Origin of the sequence: Sorangium sp. So ce590 (genome assembly GCF_051521365.1) — a bacterium.
In the GTDB taxonomy this organism is placed as follows: Bacteria; Myxococcota_A; Polyangia; order Polyangiales; family Polyangiaceae; genus Sorangium.
Genome location: NZ_CP150346.1, coordinates 2,624,706 through 2,645,000, shown reverse-complemented (window position 1 = coordinate 2,645,000; position 20,295 = coordinate 2,624,706). Strand labels below are relative to the sequence as shown.

Sequence of the window (20,295 nt, the reverse complement as noted above, 5' to 3'; positions counted from 1 at the left end):
CCTGGAACGTAGGTCCTGGTCCTCGCCCGTCCTGACGTGGTGGCCGAAAAGACGAGCCTTCGCGCGCGCGTGGATGCACTGGACATCAACGGCCGAGCTCTTCGGCCAGCCGGCCTTGGGCCCATTGCTTCGGCATCACCGCACGTTCGGCCGCCCCCACGAGCCGGGCGTCTCCGCCGAGGCCCGCACGAATGACGCCCAGGTCTCGAGGCTCCGCTCCTGGGTATGCACGAAATCGAACGGATCGAACGGCGTCAGCTTCCCCGTCCGCGCGGCGAGCTCGCGGTGCAGCCGTCGCCGATCTTCTGGCGACGCAGACAGCCGGTCGAGCTCGTAGAGCGAGACCGACGGCGAGTACGCCTGCCCCCGCCGCACCCGGAGCCGCGGAGGATGGCGGTCCGCGTACGCCGCCCAGTACGCTCTCCACCTCGCCGGGTCCGTCGAGGGCACCTCGAGCGTCTCGGCGGAGCCTGCCGGCGGCTGGTCTCTCGGATGGCTCACCAGCGCGGCGAGCGACTCGCGCCTGCGCGGCGACTCGGGATCCGGGTCCACGACGTCGACCGTCGCGAGCGCCTCGGGCATTACCTCGATGAGGTCGACCAGGTTCGCGCCGAGCAACCTGTCCAGCGCCGCGCCGGCCGCGAGCTTCGTCTCCTTGTCCTCGGCCTCCAGCAGCTGGAGCAGCGCCGGCACCGCACCCACCCATCCCGCCCATCCCACGGCCTCCACCGCGGCGGGCGTGGTCTTCTCCTGCATGCGCCCGAGCAGCCATCGAGCGTCATTCTCACCGCCCGCGATCGCGAGCCGCACGAGCGCCCTGTCACCGAGCGCCCCATCTGCGGCCGCCCGCGCGGCGGCGGCCGCCCGCGGGTGCGCCGCGAGCGCCGTCGCGTCGAGCGCGGCCGCCTGCAGGTGTGTATCGCCCTGTGCGAGCGCGCGCCCGAGGGCCCGCTCAAGCGCCGGATGTCGCGCGGCCGCGAGCGCCGGCAGAGCGAGGGCGAGGATGCGTGGCTCCTGCTCTTCCGCCAGCGCCGCGAGATCGTCCGGCTCCAGCCATCCACGATGCGCGAGCACCTCGACAGCGATGGCGCGGCACCCGAACTCGGCGGAGGCGTACAGCGAGCGCAGCACGCTGCGCACAAACGGGTTCGGCGCGAGCTTCATCGCCGCAGCGAACGCCTCGGCTACAGCAGGATCGTTGGGCCCGAAGCGGTGCAGCACACGCTCCGCGCCCGCGAGCGCATCGCGGCCTTCGATGCAGCCGCCGATCATCGCGACCGCGAACATGCTCATTGGATTCGCGACCGGAGCATCCATCGCCATCGGCTCGACATGCGCCATCGCGATGGGGCCGAGCGCCGCGAGCGCGTCGATGGCGTTGATCAAGCGTGTCTCCAGGGCCTGGCACGCGCGCCAGTCGTCGCCGGGGAGCGGCGCGCGCTGGAGGCCGAGCATGCCGATCTCGTCGAAGCACTCGCGCGCCCACCGCCGCACGAAGGCGCCCTCGTCCAGCGGCGGCGGCGGGGCGAAGGCGAAGCCGGAGGGCACCTCCACGGGCGCCTCGACCTTCGCCTTGACCGCGGGTGGCGCCTTCAGGCGCCCTGCGAGCGCCTGCGCTCGCTCCTGCGCCATGCGACGCGCCCTCTCAGCCACCGCGGCGAGCTCCTCGAACGTCGTGGGCTCCGGCAGCTCGATCACCGCCGCTTCCCCCTCGGGCTCGGGGACTGGCGGCGCGCGGAAGGACGGCATGAGCGAGGCCCGTTCGATGGTGTGCAGCGGCGGCAGGGTGGAACCGGCCTGGAGCTCCACGGCGGCGCGTCCGGCGAGCGGCACGCGCGGGAATCGCCTCTCGGCGGCAACGAGCTCTGCACACGCTTCGCGCAACGCCACGAGCGCTCCCGGCAGGCCCGCCCGCGCCACCAGGATCGCCGCGTCCCAGAGGCGCGCGTGCGCCACGCCGATCGCCGTGGGTCGGTCCGCGCGCCCGTCGAATGCGTCGTACATCGCCGCGAGGCCGTGCTCGATGCGGCGCGCAGCGGGCGCGAGGTGTGCGCTGGGCTCGGCGTGATCCTCGATGGACCGGGCGGCCGCGTGGGCGCGGTCGTGCGCTCGCTCCAGGTGAGTCATCCAGACCGACGCGGGGTCGGCCGCAGCGGGCTCGGTACGCATCGACACTGTTTTCTAGCTGCTCCCGGTCGCCGCGGCGACTAGAATCCCCGCGTGGCTCTCGACATCGAAGCGTACGCGCAGGTCATGGCCGAGCTGTCGGCGGCCGGACCGGCGCGCGCTGAGGTGCTCGCGCGACACGGTCTCGATGAGGACCGATGGGAGGCGCTCGACACCACGTGGCAGGCCCGCCTCTCCGCGGCCTTCGACGAGGCGGAAGACGGCATCTCCCCGCTCCTCTCGGCGTACGCGGCCGCTTACGAGGCCGCGCAGAGCGGGCGCTCTCCGCCGATCTCTCTCGATCAGTTCGCGCAGGTAACGCGTCTGATGCAGGCGAGCGGTGACGTGCAAGCTGCCCTCGCCCGCGCAGGCGTGACGATGGCCGATTACGTCCAGGGTAGCCAGCACTGGAGTCGGCGGCTCGTGGAGGATCCCGAACTGGAGCGCCGGTTCGAGGCGGCGTTGCGAGGGCGCTGAGCACGGGGCTCTTCCATCGCGCTGACAGCACCGGCGTCAGGGTCTAGAATGGGGTCGATGGGCACGGTAGTGACGCTCGAGCGCTATGCGGAGATGCGCGCCGAGATGGACACGGGGATGCTGCGTGACGAGGTGCTGGCGCGCACGGGGTTGACGATCGACGACTGGGCAGACACGCAGCAGACGTGGCTGGAGAGGATGGGGACGGAGCTCGAGCGCGGCCGCTTCGAGCTGACGAACCGATACACGCAGGCTTTCCTCGAGCGGCAGCGCGCCCTCCAGGCGACTGCCGTTCCTGCTCCTGCGCCTGCCCCCGCGGCTTCACCGCTTCCGTCCGCCACGATGACGCCGTTGCCCCTGAGCATCGCGCCGCTAACGCCCCCTGTCGTGGTCGCTCCGGTTCCGCCCCTGCCTGCGACATCATCCCCCTTCGCGACACCGTCCAGTTCGCGGTTTCCCTTCGTGGCCCCACCCCCCGAAGCTTATCCGCCGCCACCTGCGACGGTGGAGCACGATGTGGCTCGGACAGTTTGTGCGCCGCCCTCCGCGATCGCGCGCGGGGTGCTCCCGTTCGCAACGGGTCCACAGGGTCCCAACTCGCCGAACCTGACCGCACCGCCTGGCGATCTCGGTGAATGTATGACCCTGCCCATCGACGGAGGAGCGCGCCGCTCTGGCGATGCCTTGCCGTTCAAGGATGCGCCCTTGGCCGCGCGCCACGTGCGTCCAGGCGCGCATGACGAGCCGGACCTTGATGAGCATGCTGCTTCACAAACCGCCATGCTGGCTCCCGTGGCCTTTGCAGGCAGAGCGCTTCCTTTTTCGCCACCAACCGGATCGCCCCAGGTGCCACGGCGCTCACCGTCGGCCCCCGATCTGCCCGCGCCCCCATCCGGCGCTGGCGTGCTTCCTTTCGTCCAGGGCTCTCCGCCAGCACCGCATCGCGAGCCGGCGGCATCAGGCGGAGCAACAGCCGGCGGTCATTCCGCGGAGATGTTGAAGTATCTCCACAGCATATCGCTCGCCCAGTACGCAGAGATCTGCGCCACGGTCACGGCGCTGCCCGATCAGTTCGTCCAGATCCTCAACCACTACAAGATGGATGCGCACGCCTGGACGGCGCTCCATGCGGTATGGCAAGAGCGCTTTCCGCGCGATCCGACGCTCAGGCCGCGCTGGCAGGCGCTGGTCGAGTCAGCTTTATCGCGCCGAAAGCGGTGAGCAAGGGTTGCGGAAATTTCGCTGACGGCGAGGCTCGCTTGTACTTCCTGGAGCGCGCTCGCCACGGACTGGTCCTCCCCCGACGGATAACACTTGGGCCACCCGGACGAGCGCGGCCCTTATTCGGGTGCAACCCCCTTCGTGGATGATGCCCCTCGCCACGGCAAGGCCCGACCAGATGCTCGCACCTGCAGTCCGTAGCCGAAAGCTTTGATGGAAGCCCGTCGGCCTTGCACAGTTCGGTCTTGCGTGCGCCGCCTACGCCCGGACACGAGGCCCCCTCGGCCATCAACTCCTTCCTCTTCGCCTCTGCCTTGATCTCTCAGGCCTCGCCAGCTCCTTTCCCCCACCCGTCACGTTCAGCCTGCATCCACGCAGATATCCATCGAAACGCGCTCCGTTGTTGGCTCGGTCGGAGGATCGCTCTACGCGAAGGATGCGCCGCTGCGCGTCAACGCTCGTAATGAGCTCCGCGGCGTCGCCGATGCGAACAACCAGCTCAGAACTACGGCGGGTGAACGTGACCGGTATTGACCGAAGAAGGCCTATCAACGTGGCAGGGGACCAGAGCGAGCCCGGGGGGAGGATGACGAGGAGAAGACGAAGCCGTTCAAGGTGCAGCTCACGGACGAGGAGCTGGAGCCGTACGGAGGCAAGCGCTACCAGCTCATCGCCGAGGGCCGGCGGTTCGAAGGCGAGACCGACGCGGACGGGGCGATCGCGGTGGAGATCCCGGAGACGGCGCAGCTCGTCGAGATCACCATGTGGCCGGGGAAGTACCCGACGGGCCCGAAGAAGAAGTGGACCGTGCGCGTCGCCGCGCTGCCCGAGGTCACGACGGTGGAAGGGGCGCTGCGGCGGCTGAAGAACCTCGGTTACTATGAGGGGGCTATCAAGGAGAACCCGCCTGCGGACAAGGGGTTCCGGGCGGCGCTCGCGTGGTTCCAGAAGGACCACGAGCTCGGGGAGACGGGGGAGCTCGACGCGCAGACGGCGAGCGAGCTCGCGCGGGTACACGGCGGCTGAGGAGCATCGACATGGCGGACGGGAACCAGGGCGGTGGTGGGCCGGCGCAGGCGCCGGCTGGCGATTTCCTGACGAAGCTCTCCGAGGCGTACCCTTACGGGGACGAGCCGCCGCGGCTGACGGTCGCGATCAACGACATGGCCGCGGGGGCGCCGGACGGCACCGTGTTCGGCGACGACGGGGTACGACCGGAGCGCCACGAGGTGCCGGAGGGCGCGATCTCCCGGCCGGAGACGATCGGCGATGTCCTCGCGTGGATCGACCAGCGGATCCGCGTCTTTCCGATGGATCAGGTGTGGCTCACGCAGGCCGGGCCGCTGATGAACTGGTGCGCGGACCCGAAGGAGGAGCAGTGGGCCCAGGCGGTCACGGAGGTCCTCTTCGGCGCCACGTACGGCGGCCCCGGTAGCAGCTACGACATGGGGACGAAGAAGGGCGTGGCGCGGTTCCCCGCTTCGGAGAACTGGGAGACGTACATCTTCAGCCGGATCCAGCGGCGGTACCGGAGCACGCTGGCGCGGAAGTCGAAGAAGTACAAGGTCACTTACGGGCATTACAACGTCGAATCCTGGCTGAAACCAGACCCGATTCGGGACGACCTGGGGAACGCTCGGCCGCAGGGAGAAGCATCGAGCCCCCCCGACGGCTCGGGCCCCCCCGACGACTCGCTGCTGGCCAACGACGAGGAGGCGCCGGTCGTGGGCCCGATGAAGGATGGCAGGCTACTCGAGGACCCGATGGGGCCCCGCTGGCAAGAGCAGAAGAACGACGATCCGGCCGTGCCGATCGTCGTCGCCTGCCAGCACCTTGCGACATACGGAGCGCTGACACGAGGCTTCCGCATCGAGCGCCTGGACAGCATCGGCTACGCGGCCCAATTCGCGACCGGAGGCCTCGCCATCTTCTCGGGAAAGCCTGCGGCCCCCGGCGATGAGCCGCCCCCGCAGGGCGGGCGCTGGTACACCCTCCATTCCGCTGCTGCGGACAAGGCGAGCGCGGGGCCGGATGCAGGAGCATCGTCTCCGCCCGTGGCGTACGAGGACCTGCTCAAGGTCGAGCGCGCCAGGCAGCTCTCGCCGCCACTCACGCCAGGGACCATCTTCGTGTTCGATCCCGACGCCGGAGCTCAGAAGGTCACGCTCTACCTGAGCAGGTACGAGGACGAATGCCTTCGTGAAAAGATCCTCCTGAAACACTTCGCAGCGCGCAAGACGCCCGGAGCGCAGGAGGTCGAGAGCCCCTACTCGCAGAAGAACAGAGTCGCCCCTGATTACCAGCAAGACTTCGAGCTCGCGAAGCCAAAGAAAGATCCCCTGCTCCTCAAGGATCTTCGATATTTCGAGAAGCGAGGGGATGCGGTCAATGCGGATATCACGCGCGCCAAGATAGAGGCGAAGCTCAAGGAGGATCTCGCGACCTGGGAGTATCAGAAGGCGCTGGCGCTCGATACCAAGACGAGCGCCGTCGTCATCGACCTCAAGAAGCAGCTCGACGGCTCGCATATCCACTACGCCCTCCGGGTGCACAAGGACAAGCCGCTCGTGCAGCTCATGGACACCGGCAACGGCGCCAATTTCTGGGCGAAGATCAAGGGGGAGAGCCGGGAGAGTCCGGGGCGTGGAGCGCTGGTCGAGTTCATGCAGGCCGGCATCGTCGACGGAGGCGCGCAGAACAAGGTCGGCCCAGGGCAGATGCTCGGCTTCTGCGGCATGGGCGTCACGCCGCCTCCTCCCGAGGACCTCGGCGAGATGGCCACGTTCATCAAGAGGGCGCGCCCGGTCGGACTGTTTCGCCTTGTCCTGACGCTGCGGCCCAGCAAGGCGATGATGACGCCCAACGACGTGCTCTACGTGAGCCGGCTCGCCCGCATGTACGGCAGCTCCCCGGAACAAAACTACACCATCGCGCAGATGCTCTGGGGGATCAGGAACACCCCCGGCTTCACGAACCTGCAGCCGTGGGTGATCTTCTTCATCCCGCGCGGGGTCCTCGCCCGGTCGATGTGGGCACACGGTGGGCGTGAGATGACGCTGAGCATGTTCATGTCTGAAGTCGCACACAACTACAAAACTGAGCTCGGCGACCCTCCAAGCCTGAGATTGTACAAGCACTACTTTCCCGCCGTGGCGATCACGAACAACGGGAGGCAGCACGCGGACTACGCGGGCAAGGCGCAATTCCAGTGCCGCTGGAAGTACATGTCGGGTGGCTCAGGGAAGGCAGAACCGGGCGCCGCCTGGCCTCCGGCGATCGAGAACAAGCTCAAGGAGACCGCCTGGAATGATATCTATTGGCATCCAAGCTTCGGCGCAGGGGCAGAGGCCAAGGAGCGAATCGACGCGCTCACGCCCTCGATGTTCCTGGACGGCGCCACCTCGCTCATGGGAGGCGGCGATGCTCACGCATCTGCCTGACGGCTCAGCCTTCGCCATGGTGGCTCTCTCGGCCCTGGTTGCCGGATGCGGCGCATCGAGCGCGCCGTCGAGGAACGCCGAGGCGCGGCAGGTCGTCATGCTGCCGCCGCCGGCCCCGAGCGCCGCGCCGCCCGAGCCGGTGAAGGCCCCAGACATCGTGCTCTTCTCGTTGCCGCCGGCGGAGGATCCCTCGGCGGACCTACTGCGCTGCGAGCGGGGAGACATGGAGGGTTGCCGCGCTGCGGGCTGGCTATTCCTCCACGGCTTCGGCGTGGCGGAGGACGCGCCGCGCGCGGATGATCTTTACATGAAGGCGTGCCACGGCAAGAACACGAAGGCGTGCATGGAGTTCGCCGTGGAGTACTACCACTGGCACGACTGGCCGATCAAAGCGACGGAAGAGCTGGCGGAGGCAGGTCAACACAAGCTGGCGTGCGATCACGGTGAGAAGCAGGGCTGTCTGGCCCTCGCCCTGGATTTCCTCCGCCACCCAGAGGAGCTGCACGCGTATTACAAGGATACCGTGGGCAAGACCGCACAAAAGATCGCGGAGGACGCCTGCGCGGCGTCCCATATCGCCGCGTGCTCGACGCTGATGGCGGTGGCCCGGCGGAGTGGAGACAACCCCCGCGCGGAGGCCTTGGCGACGAAGCTCCTCGCAATGTGCGGCGCGGGCGAGATGGGCGCGTGCTGGCCCGTGCTTCGCTACCCCTGGTCGGACAGGACGCCGGCCGAGCGGAAGAGCCTCACGAAAGACCTCGGTCGCAAACTCTGCAGGTTCTCCCAGGCCGAGTGCCGCGCTGGCCGGGGCGCCTGCTCGCTCGCGATCGGCTGTGTCGAGGAGGACGGCTTTGAACCGCAAGGACCGGAAGCCGTGGCGGAGTTCACCTACCGCGCGTGCGCTGTCAGCCGCGACTTCAAACGGTGCGAGGAGCTCGCGGAGCTGTTCGAGCGCGGCAAGGGTGTGCCCAAGGACCCGGAGAAGGCGAGCTTCTTCAACATGGCCGCCTGCCAGCACGGCCGCGACCTGGCATGCCGGCGCACGCTGGGGCGTATCCGGAAGCAGGGAAGCGGGCCCGAGGTCGACAAGAAGATCTTCGAGGTCACGAAGATGGGCTGCCGCATCGACGAGCGCGACGTCGGCTGGCTGATGAGCTGCGAGCGGCTCGCGGAGATGTACGAGACCGGCCGCGGGACGCAGAAGGACGTCGAGAAGGCGGTGGAGCTCTTCACGGCGGTGTGCCCCTATCGAGAAGAGTCGTGCGACAACCTGCGCCGCCTGAAGAGGCCCGTCCCGCCCGACGCGGACGCGCCGTGACGAGGGAGGGCAAACGTGAGCGAAAAGGACGGGAGCGTCATGCGGCTTGAGCGGTATGCCGAGGTCCTGGCCCACGTGGTCTATTTCCGCGGCGCGGACCTCTACGAGGTGCTCGCGCGCCTCGGCGTCGCGCCGGCGGACTGGGAGCGGGCCGACGCCGAGCACACGGCGGAGCTCGCGCTCTCGGCGAAGCGTAACCAGGGCATCCAGGCGCTCCGCTTCAGCTCGGCCTTCGCGAGGACCCGGCGCAGCCTCGAGGCGAAGCGGCCCTCCCTGACGTCGCTCGGACCGTCGCAGCGCCCGGCGGCGGAGGACGCCGCGCCGGCGCACGCCCCGCCGCCGCCCGCGGCGCCGCCAGCATTCGCGCCCCCTCAGGGGCCGGCGTTCGCCTCGCTGCGCTCGCCGACTGAACGCGACGAGGTCTCGCCTTGGGCCGCAAACGCGCACGCCCGGCCCGCCAGCGCCGGCAGCCAGCCCCCGGCGCCGCCCCGCGCCGAGGTGGTCGCCACGCCGCCGAGCCCGCCAGCGCCCCTCCGGCGCGGCGGCCCGCCGGGCCCACCGGAACGGGCGGGCATCCCCCAGGGCACAGCCGACATCACGGAGTTCGTTCCGCGACCCGACATTCCGTTCCAGCCGGGCCAGGCGCGGGCCGCGGGGCAGAGCGCACCGGAGGGAAAGCGGCTCCAGCGCTTCGACCCGCAGACAGGCAAGCCCCTCGATCCACCCCTCTGGGTCGACGCACGGAAGCCGGGTGACGAGGGGAGCGGCTGACGCCGGTGGATGCCCGCGCACTCGACAGGATCGATATCGCCCGATGGCCCGAGCAGAACAACGACCCACGGCGCCCTCACCTGTCCTGAAGGAGGCAGACAGCTGCCGGAGTGCCGTCGGTCTGATCGAGTCCACTCGAGCAGGAGACACGCGCGGTACATCGCCCCGGTAACCAGCACAGGAGAGCACGGAGGAACATGCGATCGCGATCCCCCCGACCAGGAAAGCCAGCGGCGAAGCAAGGCGACAAGATCGTCGGCATCGACACGCATGTGCTGATGGTCCCGTCGCCGGGAGGGCCTGTGCCCACGCCGACGCCGATGCCGTTCAGCGGGAACCTGTCCGGCGATCTGAGCGCAGACGTTCTCGTCGAGGGCAAGCCAGCCGCGATCCAGGGCAGCACCGCGATGAACGCGCCTGCGCATGCGCCCGCGGGGGGCACCTTCCAGCGTCCTCCGTCAAACCAGGCCAGGGTGCACACAGGCAGCAAGACCGTGCTCATCAACAACAAGCCCGCCGCGCACCTCGGAGATCCGGCGCTGACCTGCAACGACCCGGCCGATGCCCCGAATGGGAGCGTGATCGCCGCCGGGACGGTGCTGGTCGGCGACTAGGCGTCAGGGGATGGTGGCAGCCACGAAGCCCGCAGCGATGGCGCAGGAAGCGAGTGGAGGGATCTCGCTGGCGCAGTACGCGGCCGTCAGGGCAGCGGTGGCGGAGGGGTTCCCGCTCGCGGATGTGCTCGCGGTCGAGGGGCTGGCGCCGCGTACGTTCGCGCGGGCCGATCTTGCCTGGAAGCAGCGGCTGGCCGCGGAGCTGGAGCTGCTTGCGGCGTACGAGCAGGAGCTGGCGCACGCTGAGGACTGGCTGGATCGTCAGGTCGAGCCGCTCGCGGAGGACCCGACCGCCTGGGCGAGCTTTCTTGCTGCCTTCGGGGCGCACCCGGCCCCGTTCGATCTGCTGCAGGAGAACGACCTGGGAATGAACGACGTCGCGCGGCTCCGCCGCCGATGGGCGCGGTGCGCTGCAGAGGACGCGAAGGTCGGCGAACTCCTCGAGGAGCTGCACGCGAAGCCCGGGAAGCTGGGGCCGCTCCGGATCGCCCCTCGGGTGCTGCGGCCGTCGAGGGTAGCCGAGGCGCGGGGACCGGCGAAGGGGCCTGCAGATGAGCATTCTGCGGCGGTACCGCTCGGCGAGCCCGGGTTGGGCCTGGCCGAATACGCTGCGCTCTGCGCGGAGCTCGACGCGCTGCCGGAGCAACGCGAACGGGTGCTGCGGCGCCGCGGCCTGGTCGATGAGGAGATGCGGGCCGCGCTGAATGGGCGCTGGCAGGCAGCGCTGGAGCGTGACGCGGCGCTGGCGAAGGACTTCGAGCGGCTCCAGGCGCATCACGCGCGTCGGCTGGAGATGCTCCTCGCCCGAGCGCGAGAGGCTGGCAATGTCGAGCGCTCGCCAGCATCTGTCGCCGCCTCGTCCGCGCCTGCCGCCCTGTCTTCCGGGGCGATCGCCGGTCCCAGGGCCTCGATCGTGAGCCCGGCGGCCCTGCAGGGCACGGGGCCCCTGCTGGATGTCCCCCGAGGCGCAGTGGTCCCCTTCGTGCCCATGCACGCCGAGCTCGTGACCGGAAAGGCCGAGCCGAAGCCTCCTCGCGCTGCGGAGTCACTCACCGGCACCGCCCCCTTGCCCGACATTCCGCGAGGGCCGGCGCTGCCGTTCCCTCAATCCGGTGCGGCGAAGGTGGTGAAGCGCCCGCCTCCTGCGATCGCGGAAACCGCGCCGCTCTCGGACATTCCCCGTGGCCCCGCTCTCCCGTTCACGGCCGGAGCATCGGGGACTCCCGTGCCGTCCACACCGACAGCCCGGCCGCAGCAGCCGCGAGCCCCCCGGGAGGTCGCAGAGACGTCACCGTTGCAGACTCCCCCTCACGGCCCGGTGATCCCCTTCGCGGCAATGGACCCCACGAGGCGTGCCGGAGCTCTGGCAGCGTCGAAGCCCGCTCCGCCGGCCGCAGCAGACCTCCGGGAGACGTCGCTGAACCTTGCGATCCCCCCTGAGCTGCTGACGCAAACCGCGTCCACGCCGGCCACGGTGACCGGAGCTGCCTCCCAGACCTTCGCAGCATCGCCGCTTTTCAGGCCCTCGAGCACGGCCGGCGACGGCAGTACAGCGCCCCTCCCCGAGTCGCCGGACATGATCCTTCCGCTCACCCAGTATGCCGCGCTCTGCGCGGAGCTGGCCCTGTCCCCCGCCACGGCCGACGAGATCTTCCGGCGCTACGGCCTGGGTTCCGGCGAGATGCGGTCGGCGGTCGATGCGGCCTGGAAGGAGCGGCTCCTCGGGGACCCGGCGGAGTACTCGAGGTGGCAGGACATGGTCCAGCGCTACTACGCGCACTTCGCCAGGCGAGGTGCGCCCCCGCGGTGAACCGTCTCGATCTTGCGATACCCGATCGCCGAGATGGATGTTCACCCACACGTCGTCCGCGGACCTTGGTGCCCCGCATGCGGCATGGAACGAGGTGCGCGCCCCCGGGCGAGCTCAGCAGACCGTGCCGCGAACGTCTGGACACTTTGCCCAGAAGTTCGAGAGGGACGCTGAACCGTCGGACGCCCCCTCGACGATCTGCACCGCCTCGATGCCGGCCGGCTCGGGGTGGCGGATGCCCCCAAAGCACCTCCGCCACCTGACGCCCAGCTCCTTCGCGAGGGCCACGGTCCAGACATCCGCCGCGGTGGTGGGGGGCACCGTGGTACATCCGAGCACGTGCCGACGCTCATCCTCTCCCGCCGCTACAGCCCTGACTCGAACGCGCTGTTCGCCGCGGCGCTCGCCGCCGGCTGGGACGTCGAGCGCCTCCAGTCGTTCCGCTGCCCCGAGGGCCTCGCAGCGCGCGACCCGGTGTTCTACGGCGAGACGATCCTCGCCGACGCGATCCAGGACGATCTCGGGCTCGCGCTGCTCGAACCGACCGCCGACTGGCTGCCGCGCCTGCCGCAGCGCCATCGCCTTCGCGACGTGCGGCTCACGACGCTCGAGGATGCCCTGGCCCTCCGCGATCGCGCGTTCATCAAGCCGACCGACGAGAAGATCTTCCCCGCACGCGTGTATGCGGACGGCGCTGCGGTGGACCCGGACCCACGGCTGTCGCCGGATCTGCCTGTTCTTGTAAGCGAGCCGGTGGTGTTCGAGGTGGAGTTCCGATTCTTCGTGGTGGAGCGCGAGGTGGCGGCGCTCTCGCCCTATATCCGGGGCGGGGAGATCGCGCGCAGCGCGGCGGGCGACTGGGAAGCGGATCCAGCGGAGGTCGAGGCAGCATCCGCGTCGATCCACGCGCTGCTCGCCGACGCCGACGTGGAGCTACCGCCCGCGGTGGTCGTGGACATCGGACGAATGGCGGGGCGAGGTTGGGGCGTCGTCGAGGCAAATCCCGCGTGGGCCTCGGGGCTCTGCGGGTGCGACGCGGCGAGCGTGCTACGCGTGCTGCAACGGGCAGCCGTGCCACGGGGCATGGTGTCGGAGGTAGACCAGCGCTGGGTGCGGCGCGTCGGATGAGGGCTCGGGCTCGTCTTCATGTCGCACCACGAGCTTGGAAGATCGAGGCAGGCTCATCCTCGTCAGGATCGCCCACACGCCGTGCGCGCAAGCCGGCATGAGTGACAGGGGGGCGCTCGAGATGACGCGTCCTCATCGCATCGCAGCTTCATGTACGACGAGAGGCGGCTCGCAGCACGAGAGCGCGATACCACGGCCGGCCCGGCTGGGCGCACGTCGTCAGCCTGCAGGAGCTACCGGCTGCCTTCCCTGCCCCGCGGCCCGGCCCCGTCCACCTTCGCGAGCCGCTTCTCGTGCCGCTCGATCGCCTCGACGATCTTCGTCTTGCGCTCGCGCTCCGTGCGCCAGCGCCGCGGCTCCGGCAAACCGAGCCACCTAGCGAGCCGCTCCAACGCGGCGACGTCCGCACGGAAAAAACTTTCGCGGCTCAGACGGATCACGACGATGACAGGATAGATCCGCGGCGCTCGCCGCGCCGGCACTTTGCTCGCCGCGCGTCCTGCATCAGCTGCACATCGTGCGCGCTCTCGGCCCTCCGGGCCGAGCCAACCGCGCGGCTCGCTCGTAAGCCAGCAGGAAGGGTGGCCGATCCCCCCTGCCCGGGTAGCTCGCTCTGGACCAGTTCGCGTCATCGCCCCGCGAAGGGCGCGACCGTCGCGCATTTCGTCACCATGAGGCAAGCAGTCGCGACACGCAGGGATAAGAGCTGTGAAGGAGAGCTCCTCCACGGGGGCACTGCACCCATGAGCAACACCAAGTTCTTTATGAAAGCGTTGCGCATCACGGCCGCGGTCCTGACGATGATCGCGCAGGTAATTCTCGCCTGCATGAGCTGAACGCAGTCGTTTCACGGGCTGCTCCACACACCCGCGCCGCGTCTTCATTCATCCCCGCATTTGTATCACCGCGCCCGCTCGGGCGGACAGGAGTCCTCATGTCCAACGGATCCACTTCCGACCCTCAGCACCCCTACGCCGCCCAGCCCTACATCATCCGCGTGCTCACCGCAGACGCGACGAAGAAGGGCGCCGCCACGGCAGTCGCCGGCCTGCTTGTGGCAGCCATCTCGGAGGCAATCTGGCCGTCATCGTAGCGGAGTCCGTCGTCGCCGTCGCCCTCGCAGAGATCGCCTCAGCGGCGTTCCGACGCACGCCCAGCCTTCACCCGTAAACCACAACCAGAGAAGCAGTTGAAGGCGGCGTGCGGGACTTCCGTGCGCCGCCTTCGCTTCTTCGGAGTCATGACATGAAGCAGTCCAAGAACGCGCTGCGTGCCAGCGCACTTTCGGTGTCCCTACTCGGACTCGAGGCGCATCTCGTTCGCATCGAGACGACGATCACACAGGCGCCGGCCTCCGCCTCCTTCGAGATCACCGGCCTCAGCGAGGCGCGCCAGAGGGAGACCCGCATCCGGGTGCGCGCCGCCCTGCAACAGCTCAACGTGGATCTCCACCAGCACGGGGTCTCCGTCCGTGTCGAGCCGGAGGAGGTCGCGAGCAGGGGCACCTTCGACGTGCCGATGGCCCTCACCCTCCTCGCCCTGCTGGGGCAGATCTCCACCGCGTCGCTGAAGGACATGTTGTTCCTCGGCGAGCTCTCGTTCGGCGGCGCGATCCGACCCGTGCGCGGCGTGCTCCCGAGCCTGCGTGGGGCGATCGCCCACGGCATCACCCGGGCGATCGTCCCCAAGGCGAATGCCCGGGAGGCCGCCAGCGTGCACGGCATGCGCGTGCTCGTGGCCGACCACTTGCTCGAGCTCGTGCGCTACCTCCGCAAGGGAGTGCTGCTGGAGAGCGCGGGGGAGCCACCGCCCTTCCCCGTCGTGCCCCCGGCGGCGGCACCGGACCTAGCCGACCTCCGTGGGATGCATGCCGCGCGGCGGGCGCTGGAGATCGCCGCGACGGGCGGACATAACCTCCTGCTCATGGGCTCGCCCGCGGCCGGGAAGACGGCACTCGCGCGGCGGATGCCGGGGATCTTCCCGCCGCTCTCGCTCGAGGAGGCGCTCGAGGTCACCTCGATCTACTCCGTGGCCGGGCTGCTCATGCCGGAGGCTGGCTTGGTGGGCCACCGCCCCTTCCGCGCGCCCCACCACACGGTGAGCGCGGCCGGCCTCGTAGGTGGCGGTGAACCAGTGCGACCCGGCGAGGTCTCGCTGGCCCACCACGGGGTACTTCTCCTCGATGAGCTGCCCGAGTTCCGGAGCAGCGTGCTGGAGACCCTGCGGCAGCCCCTGGACGAGGGCCGCGTCACCCTCGCCCGGGGACGCACGCGCGCGACCTTTCCGGCGCGGACGCTCGTCGTTGCCGCTATCAACCCGTGCCCCTGCGGGTTCGCGGGGGACTACGCGCGACGCTGCGTCTGCTCCCCGGAGCGCCTGCGCGCCTACCGGGCGAGGCTGAGCGATCCGCTCTTCGACTGCTTCGATGTCCAGGTGGCGCTCCTGCCGGTCGACGTCGCCGCGCTCCAGAGCAGATCGAAGGACGAGCCCTCGTGCGAGGTGCAGAAGCGCGTCATCGCGGCTCGCGCTACGCAGAAGGAGCGAGCACGAGCGGGCGCGACAGCCCGGACCAACGCCCGGCTCTCCCCCCCGGGAGTTCGACCAGGTCGCGACGCCGGACGCGGCCGGGGCTCGTGTCCTCGCCGAGGCCACCGAGCGGCTGGGCTTCTCCGCGGTGTCCTACCTCCGTGTGCTCCGGGTGGCGCGCACCATCGCGGACCTCGACGGCAGCGACGGCGTTCACGCTCGGCACGTCGCCGAGGCCGTGCATGCAGTGCTGCTCGCGCCTCGGGGAACCGCGGCCACACGCCCGGGCTGATCGCCAAGCACGTCGGCGTCCGGAGGGAACCGGACCGCGACGGCAGCGCAGCTCGCGTTCCTTGGTGACCAACAAGAACACGAGGGCGGCGGGCAGGCACTCCTGCGCGCCGCCCTCTTCGTTGGAGGATTGAATGCTGAGACTCGCGACGAAGAAGACCATGCCGCCGCCGGTCCTGGATCGCATCCGCCGTCGCCTCACCCGGAGGCTCCTTCGGGCATGCACGGCCGCGGACCCGCAGTGGGGCTGCTACCACCAGTTCGCGATCGCGATGATGAAGTCCTACCAGGACCTGCTCGCTGACCTCGGCCTCGTCGGCTACTGGGTGGTGCCGCCCGCCGAGACGGATCACTGGATCGACGCCCTGATGCTTGGCTGCCCAGACGGGCGCGTGCTGGACATCCCAGACCCGTTCGAGGAGATCGGTCCGCCGCCCTTCCCCCTGCTTGACGAGGTCGTGGACTTCTTCCTGTCGCTCGCGCAGGCCGTTTCGCAGAAATCCCCGAACACGGGTGCGAGACGGTCCTCGTGAACCGGAAGCTCGCGACGGCGCCGTTCGCCGTGGGATCGGATGGGACGGTCCTCGTCAACTTGGCGCACGTGCGGGGTGACGCCGCCGTGGTGAAGCTCATCCGAGAGGCTCGACGGTTGGACGGGGTGCTGTTCCTCGGCATCTCCGTCTCCTGGCCGGAGAAGGACGTGCTCTTCCAGGCGATCGACAACGCGGGCGCTGAGGCGATCGCGAAGATGGTCGGCCGGCGCCTGCGCGAGCAGAAGCAAAGAGGCCGGCGCTCTTCGTCGAGGGGGTCGCGATGAAGGTGCTGCGCGTCGTCCGCATCGAGACGGCACCGGGCGGTGCGGTGCACCTCATCACGGAAGCGGGCGAACGCGTCATCGTCCGCCGCAAGGAGACGGAGGGCTACAGCACCGCCCGGGTCGTCAGCGTAGCCGAAGAAGAAGTCGCCGATCGGCACCTGCTCACCGTCGAGGCTCTCCCTCGGCGTGGAGCGGGGCCGGCGCTCTTCTGAAGCATCAACGTGGCGCGCATGGGGAGCTTTCCTCGGGCGCGCTTCTACACGCGCCGCTCCGCGGCGCGATGGGAGAGGTCCATGTTCACGGAGAAGGAGCCGGGCGCCCCGCGGGTCGCGCTCGTGGGCTCCCCGGCCTCCAAGCAGAAGCACCCGGCGCCGGCGCGCGAGCTCTACACGTCGGCGCTCTTCCGGGCCGCGTACGACTACGCCGAGAGGACCTGCGACGCGGTGCTCATCGTGTCGGCGTTCTACGGCGCGGTGGCCCCCAAGGCGGTGATCCGCCCGTATGACCGGAGCCTGCGCCTGTACAACAAGTGGTCCTCCCCCGCTTGCGCGTACAGTCTCACTATGCGGCGAGCGCGGACTGGTTCTCCCCGCTTCCCGTGGTCCCCCGGGGGAGACCGGCGCCGTCACGCCGGCTCTGGCTCGAACTCGACCGTGTTCCGCCAGATCGCACGCCGCCCGTGGGCCTGATCCGGGCTCAGATTCGGCGATCCCGAGGATCTTGCCGCCATCCGGCCACGCCCTACCCAAGCTCGCGGAACTGCTCAAGGCGCCGGCCGTGGGCGCGGCCGTCCTTGCGGACCGCGAGCGCCGCGTCGTCGACGTGGGGTTCGACGCCGCGCGCAGCGAGGCGGCCGTCTACCTGCGCGAGGACGCCGACGACCTGTCGATTCAGGTCGACGCCGCAGCCTAGCTCACCCACATTGCCCGGATGAAGGGAAAAGGGGGAGATTGAGGACGAGCAGACGCTGAGGGTACATTCCAGGACAGGACCAGTGGACAGCGGCGGATAGGGTCGCTTCAGTAGAACCCTTTACAGCGATCTAGCGCACCTGGCACTAGGTGTTTCTGTGGTCGGCTGGTATCCGTTCGGACCGAGAGGACGTCCTCAGGAACGACGAATTGTTGCTGAGGAAGAGGTAACCATGTCGTCACCTTCCGGCTGGTGAGTGACGGCGCGACGCGGGTCGTGTTCTGACGGGCTGGCTGGTTATGTAGCAGGACGAGGAGACGCCAGTGCCAGACGGAGACAAGGAGCAGACACGCGCAAGCTTACGACCAGCGCCAGGATCGCGCCCAGCTGCCACGCCAGGAGTATCATCCCGTGGAACCACGATCTCCATCGTGTACAGCAGGGGCACTCCCACGATCGCCCCGCCGGCGACCGCCGCCGTCAGGCCCCTCGCCTCCTGGCGCCATCCGTGCGGATCGTTGCTCTCTTGCGCTCCCGACTCGGCCACGTCGCGTTGCTCCTTGTACACCGTACACCATGTCCGGCCGGCCGTCGGCCGCGGAGGCATTTTTGGATGAGTCCGTTGTGTTCGAGCCGGCAGAGGGCGGCTGGTTACCAGCGACCGTGATGCGCGACGACCCGAGCTGCAACGTGGCACCCGGGTGGACGCGTCACCGCGGGATCTGCCGGAGAGTTCGGCGGGATGCGCGCGGGTGGCCGGTGGCCGGCGGCATCGGGCCAATGTGTGGGCCGTCGCTCCGGCTCATTGCCGGTGGAGGGCAACCGTGCTCCGTCGCGATCGCCGGCGCGCGCGGAGGGAGGCGACGCCGAGGAGCGATGCCGTGAGGGCGAACGCTGCGCCGCGCGCGCCGCCGGGATCGAGCGCGCATGCAACGCCGGTGGCGCCCTCCGGGGTGGATCCCGCCGCGCCGCCGGCGCCAGAGCCTCCTCCGCCGGCGCCGGCGGTGTCGTCGCAGGTGTCGCCGGTGCCGTCGCTATCGCCGTCGGCCTGGTCGGGATTGGCGGCGAGAGGGCAGTTGTCGTCGACATCGGCGATGCCGTCGTTGTCGGCGTCGTCGTCGCAGGCGTCGCCAGTGTCATCGCCATCGCCGTCGGCCTGGTCGGGATTGGCGGCGAGAGGGCAGTTGTCGTCGACATCGGCGATGCCGTCGTCGTCGTCGTCGGTGTCGTCGCCGTCGCAGGCGTCGCCGAGACCGTCGCCGTCCGCGTCGGCCTGGTCGGCGTTCGGGACGAGGACGCAGGTATCGGAGGCGTCAGGAAAACCGTCGTTGTCCGTGTCGTCGTCGCACGCGTCCCCGAGGCCGTCGCCGTCCGTGTCGGCCTGGTCGGCGTTCGGGGCTGAGGCGCAATTATCGGCGGCGTCCGAAATGCCGTCGCCGTCGCCGTCGTCGCAGGCGTTGCCCACGCCGTCGCGGTCGGCGTCCGTCTGGTCCGGGTTCGGGACGCGCGGGCAATTGTCCGCGGTGTCGATCACGCCGTCGCCGTCGCGGTCGAGCGCGGGGTCCGGATCGCAGGCGTCGCCGCGGCCGTCGCGGTCGGCATCGGCCTGGTCCTCGGTCGCGGTGAAAGGGCAGTTGTCGGCGCTATCGGGCCAGCCGTCGTCGTCGTCGTCCTCATCGCAGGCGTCTCCCAGGGCGTCGCCGTCGGCGTTCTCCTGGAAGAGGTTGTGGACCGAAGGGCAGTTGTCGGCGCCGTTGAGTAGGCCGTCGTTGTCGGCGTCGGGGTCGCAGGCGTCGCCGCCGCTGGTGCCGTCGTTGTCGGCCTGGGGCCCGCCAGGGGTCGCGGGCGGATTCGCGACGAACGGACAGTTGTCGACCTCGTCGAGGACGCCATCGTTGTCGTCGTCGGGGTCGCAGGCGTCACCGCCGCCAGTGCCGTCGTTGTCGGCCTGCGGCTCGCCAGGGATCTCGGGCGGGTTCGCGGTGAACGGGCAGTTGTCGACCTCGTCGAGGACGTCATCGTTGTCGTCGTCGGGGTCGCAGGCGTTGCCCAGGCCGTCGCCGTCGTTGTCGATCTGGATATCCAGATCGGGCCCCGGCGCCAGCGGTCCATTGTCGTCATCGGGGCAGTTGTCGCACGCGTTGCCCAGGCCGTCGCCGTCGTTGTCGGCTTGGGGCGCGCCGGGGGTCTCGGGCGGGTTCGCGACGAACTGGCAATTGTCGAGCGGCTCATCTCCCTCGCCGAAATCGGGGACGCCATCCTCGTCGTCATCGGGATCGCAGGCGTCGCCCAGGCCGTCGCCGTCGTTGTCGGCTTGCGGCTCACCCGGTCGTAGGGGCGGGTTCGCGACGAACGGACAGTTGTCGACCTCGTCGAGGACGCCATCATTGTCGTCGTCAGGATCGCACGGGTTCCCGGCTCCGTCGCCGTCGTTGTCGCCGAAGTCCTCGGCCTTCAGATCCGGGCAGTTGTCGCAGACGTCGCCCCTGCTGTCCTCATCCCGGTTCGCCTGGCTTTCGTTCCTGATGCTCGGGCAATTGTCGCAAGCGTCGCCGTGCCTGTCCCCGTCTCCGTTCTCCTGCTCGGGATTGGGAATGTCGGGACAGTTGTCCGCGTCCGCGCCAACGTTGCTGACGCAGTCGCCATCTGAATCGTTCGGCACGGGCGGAGTGCACTGGGCCCAGGCGCTCCGCGTGCTCAGGACCGTCGCCGCGAGGATCGACAAGCCCATGACGAGCAGGCGGGAATGCCACGTCACGGCGGACGAGAGCGTGCCACCACGCAGAGTGCACCGGCGAGAGAAA

General features: G+C 69.6%; 20 protein-coding genes. 16 read left to right on the top strand and 4 right to left on the bottom strand.

The genetic code is table 11. The features are described 5' to 3' along the window. Positions 1–135 precede the first annotated feature (135 nt). On the bottom strand, positions 136–2,169 hold the full coding sequence (locus WMF28_RS10165; RefSeq protein ID WP_437601956.1) for a hypothetical protein: 2,034 nt from the start codon (positions 2,167–2,169) through the stop codon (positions 136–138). 51 nt (positions 2,170–2,220) lie between these two features. On the opposite strand from WMF28_RS10165, the gene WMF28_RS10160 reads away from it, so the two are divergent. The 8 genes from WMF28_RS10160 (at position 2,221) to WMF28_RS10125 (ending at position 11,817) form a co-directional block, all read left to right on the top strand. Next, positions 2,221–2,643, top strand: coding sequence for a hypothetical protein (locus WMF28_RS10160; protein ID WP_437601954.1), 423 nt, complete (start codon positions 2,221–2,223; stop codon positions 2,641–2,643). A 57-nt stretch (positions 2,644–2,700) separates the two neighbouring features. Then, positions 2,701–3,864 (top strand): hypothetical protein, encoded by a 1,164-nt coding sequence (locus WMF28_RS10155; RefSeq protein ID WP_437601953.1) that lies wholly within the window; start codon positions 2,701–2,703, stop codon positions 3,862–3,864. Positions 3,865–4,479: 615 nt separating this feature from the next. Further along, positions 4,480–4,890 carry a peptidoglycan-binding domain-containing protein gene (locus WMF28_RS10150; protein WP_437601952.1) on the top strand — a complete coding sequence of 137 codons (411 nt, stop codon included), beginning with the start codon at positions 4,480–4,482 and terminating at the stop codon, positions 4,888–4,890. An 11-nt stretch (positions 4,891–4,901) separates the two neighbouring features. Then, positions 4,902–7,304 (top strand): hypothetical protein, encoded by a 2,403-nt coding sequence (locus tag WMF28_RS10145; protein WP_437601951.1) that lies wholly within the window; start codon positions 4,902–4,904, stop codon positions 7,302–7,304. Then, complete coding sequence (locus WMF28_RS10140) at positions 7,285–8,622, top strand: hypothetical protein (RefSeq protein WP_437601950.1); 1,338 nt, start codon at positions 7,285–7,287, stop codon at positions 8,620–8,622. Before WMF28_RS10145 ends, WMF28_RS10140 begins: the two co-directional genes overlap by 20 nt. A gap of 15 nt (positions 8,623–8,637) precedes the next feature. Beyond that, positions 8,638–9,393, top strand: a complete 756-nt coding sequence (locus WMF28_RS10135) for a hypothetical protein (protein ID WP_437601948.1) — start codon at positions 8,638–8,640, stop codon at positions 9,391–9,393. A gap of 197 nt (positions 9,394–9,590) precedes the next feature. Next, entirely contained in the window at positions 9,591–10,007 is a 417-nt protein-coding gene (locus WMF28_RS10130; RefSeq protein ID WP_437601947.1) for a PAAR domain-containing protein, read from the top strand. A gap of 10 nt (positions 10,008–10,017) precedes the next feature. Continuing rightward, complete coding sequence (locus WMF28_RS10125) at positions 10,018–11,817, top strand: hypothetical protein (protein ID WP_437601945.1); 1,800 nt, start codon at positions 10,018–10,020, stop codon at positions 11,815–11,817. Positions 11,818–11,931: 114 nt separating this feature from the next. On the opposite strand, the gene WMF28_RS10120 is transcribed toward WMF28_RS10125, so the two are convergent. Beyond that, positions 11,932–12,156: a hypothetical protein gene (locus WMF28_RS10120; RefSeq protein ID WP_437601944.1), complete on the bottom strand. Its 225-nt coding sequence runs from the start codon at positions 12,154–12,156 to the stop codon at positions 11,932–11,934. Here WMF28_RS10120 and WMF28_RS10115 point away from each other — a divergent pair, their 5' ends adjacent. Beyond that, on the top strand, positions 12,157–12,945 hold the full coding sequence (locus tag WMF28_RS10115) for an ATP-grasp domain-containing protein (RefSeq protein WP_437601943.1): 789 nt from the start codon (positions 12,157–12,159) through the stop codon (positions 12,943–12,945). A 233-nt stretch (positions 12,946–13,178) separates the two neighbouring features. Here WMF28_RS10115 and WMF28_RS10110 read toward each other — a convergent pair whose 3' ends face one another. Continuing rightward, positions 13,179–13,385, bottom strand: coding sequence for a hypothetical protein (locus WMF28_RS10110; RefSeq protein ID WP_437601942.1), 207 nt, complete (start codon positions 13,383–13,385; stop codon positions 13,179–13,181). Positions 13,386–13,879: 494 nt separating this feature from the next. Here WMF28_RS10110 and WMF28_RS10105 point away from each other — a divergent pair, with 494 nt between their 5' ends. From WMF28_RS10105 to WMF28_RS10075, 7 genes are all read left to right on the top strand, one after another. Then, on the top strand, positions 13,880–14,038 hold the full coding sequence (locus WMF28_RS10105; protein ID WP_437601940.1) for a hypothetical protein: 159 nt from the start codon (positions 13,880–13,882) through the stop codon (positions 14,036–14,038). Positions 14,039–14,190: 152 nt separating this feature from the next. Then, entirely contained in the window at positions 14,191–15,831 is a 1,641-nt protein-coding gene (locus WMF28_RS10100; RefSeq protein ID WP_437601938.1) for a YifB family Mg chelatase-like AAA ATPase, read from the top strand. A 65-nt stretch (positions 15,832–15,896) separates the two neighbouring features. Next, positions 15,897–16,295, top strand: a complete 399-nt coding sequence (locus tag WMF28_RS10095) for a hypothetical protein (protein ID WP_437601936.1) — start codon at positions 15,897–15,899, stop codon at positions 16,293–16,295. Beyond that, the gene (locus WMF28_RS10090) at positions 16,292–16,579 is read left to right on the top strand and encodes a hypothetical protein (RefSeq protein ID WP_437601935.1); all 288 of its coding nucleotides are present in this window, start codon (positions 16,292–16,294) and stop codon (positions 16,577–16,579) included. Before WMF28_RS10095 ends, WMF28_RS10090 begins: the two co-directional genes overlap by 4 nt. After that, the gene (locus tag WMF28_RS10085) at positions 16,576–16,791 is read left to right on the top strand and encodes a hypothetical protein (RefSeq protein WP_437601934.1); all 216 of its coding nucleotides are present in this window, start codon (positions 16,576–16,578) and stop codon (positions 16,789–16,791) included. Before WMF28_RS10090 ends, WMF28_RS10085 begins: the two co-directional genes overlap by 4 nt. Positions 16,792–16,872: 81 nt before the next feature. Next, on the top strand, positions 16,873–17,268 hold the full coding sequence (locus WMF28_RS10080; protein WP_437601932.1) for a DUF6884 domain-containing protein: 396 nt from the start codon (positions 16,873–16,875) through the stop codon (positions 17,266–17,268). A gap of 31 nt (positions 17,269–17,299) precedes the next feature. Continuing rightward, positions 17,300–17,491 carry a hypothetical protein gene (locus tag WMF28_RS10075; protein ID WP_437601931.1) on the top strand — a complete coding sequence of 64 codons (192 nt, stop codon included), beginning with the start codon at positions 17,300–17,302 and terminating at the stop codon, positions 17,489–17,491. Positions 17,492–18,293: 802 nt separating this feature from the next. On the opposite strand, the gene WMF28_RS10070 is transcribed toward WMF28_RS10075, so the two are convergent. Continuing rightward, positions 18,294–20,222 carry a thrombospondin type 3 repeat-containing protein gene (locus WMF28_RS10070; RefSeq protein WP_437601929.1) on the bottom strand — a complete coding sequence of 643 codons (1,929 nt, stop codon included), beginning with the start codon at positions 20,220–20,222 and terminating at the stop codon, positions 18,294–18,296. Between the last annotated feature and the right edge of the window lie 73 nt (positions 20,223–20,295).

Bases quoted from the DNA above. Each gene is read 5' to 3' on its own strand.
- WMF28_RS10165 (WP_437601956.1), bottom strand. From the start codon at position 2,169: ATGCGTACCGAGCCCGCTGCGGCCGACCCCGCGTCGGTCTGGATGACT.
- WMF28_RS10155 (WP_437601953.1), top strand. From the start codon at position 2,701: ATGGGCACGGTAGTGACGCTCGAGCGCTATGCGGAGATGCGCGCCGAG.
- WMF28_RS10145 (WP_437601951.1), top strand. From the start codon at position 4,902: ATGGCGGACGGGAACCAGGGCGGTGGTGGGCCGGCGCAGGCGCCGGCT.
- WMF28_RS10140 (WP_437601950.1), top strand. From the start codon at position 7,285: ATGCTCACGCATCTGCCTGACGGCTCAGCCTTCGCCATGGTGGCTCTC.
- WMF28_RS10130 (WP_437601947.1), top strand. From the start codon at position 9,591: ATGCGATCGCGATCCCCCCGACCAGGAAAGCCAGCGGCGAAGCAAGGC.
- WMF28_RS10125 (WP_437601945.1), top strand. From the start codon at position 10,018: ATGGTGGCAGCCACGAAGCCCGCAGCGATGGCGCAGGAAGCGAGTGGA.
- WMF28_RS10105 (WP_437601940.1), top strand. From the start codon at position 13,880: ATGTCCAACGGATCCACTTCCGACCCTCAGCACCCCTACGCCGCCCAG.
- WMF28_RS10100 (WP_437601938.1), top strand. From the start codon at position 14,191: ATGAAGCAGTCCAAGAACGCGCTGCGTGCCAGCGCACTTTCGGTGTCC.
- WMF28_RS10095 (WP_437601936.1), top strand. From the start codon at position 15,897: ATGCTGAGACTCGCGACGAAGAAGACCATGCCGCCGCCGGTCCTGGAT.
- WMF28_RS10085 (WP_437601934.1), top strand. From the start codon at position 16,576: ATGAAGGTGCTGCGCGTCGTCCGCATCGAGACGGCACCGGGCGGTGCG.
- WMF28_RS10080 (WP_437601932.1), top strand. From the start codon at position 16,873: ATGTTCACGGAGAAGGAGCCGGGCGCCCCGCGGGTCGCGCTCGTGGGC.
- WMF28_RS10070 (WP_437601929.1), bottom strand. From the start codon at position 20,222: ATGGGCTTGTCGATCCTCGCGGCGACGGTCCTGAGCACGCGGAGCGCC.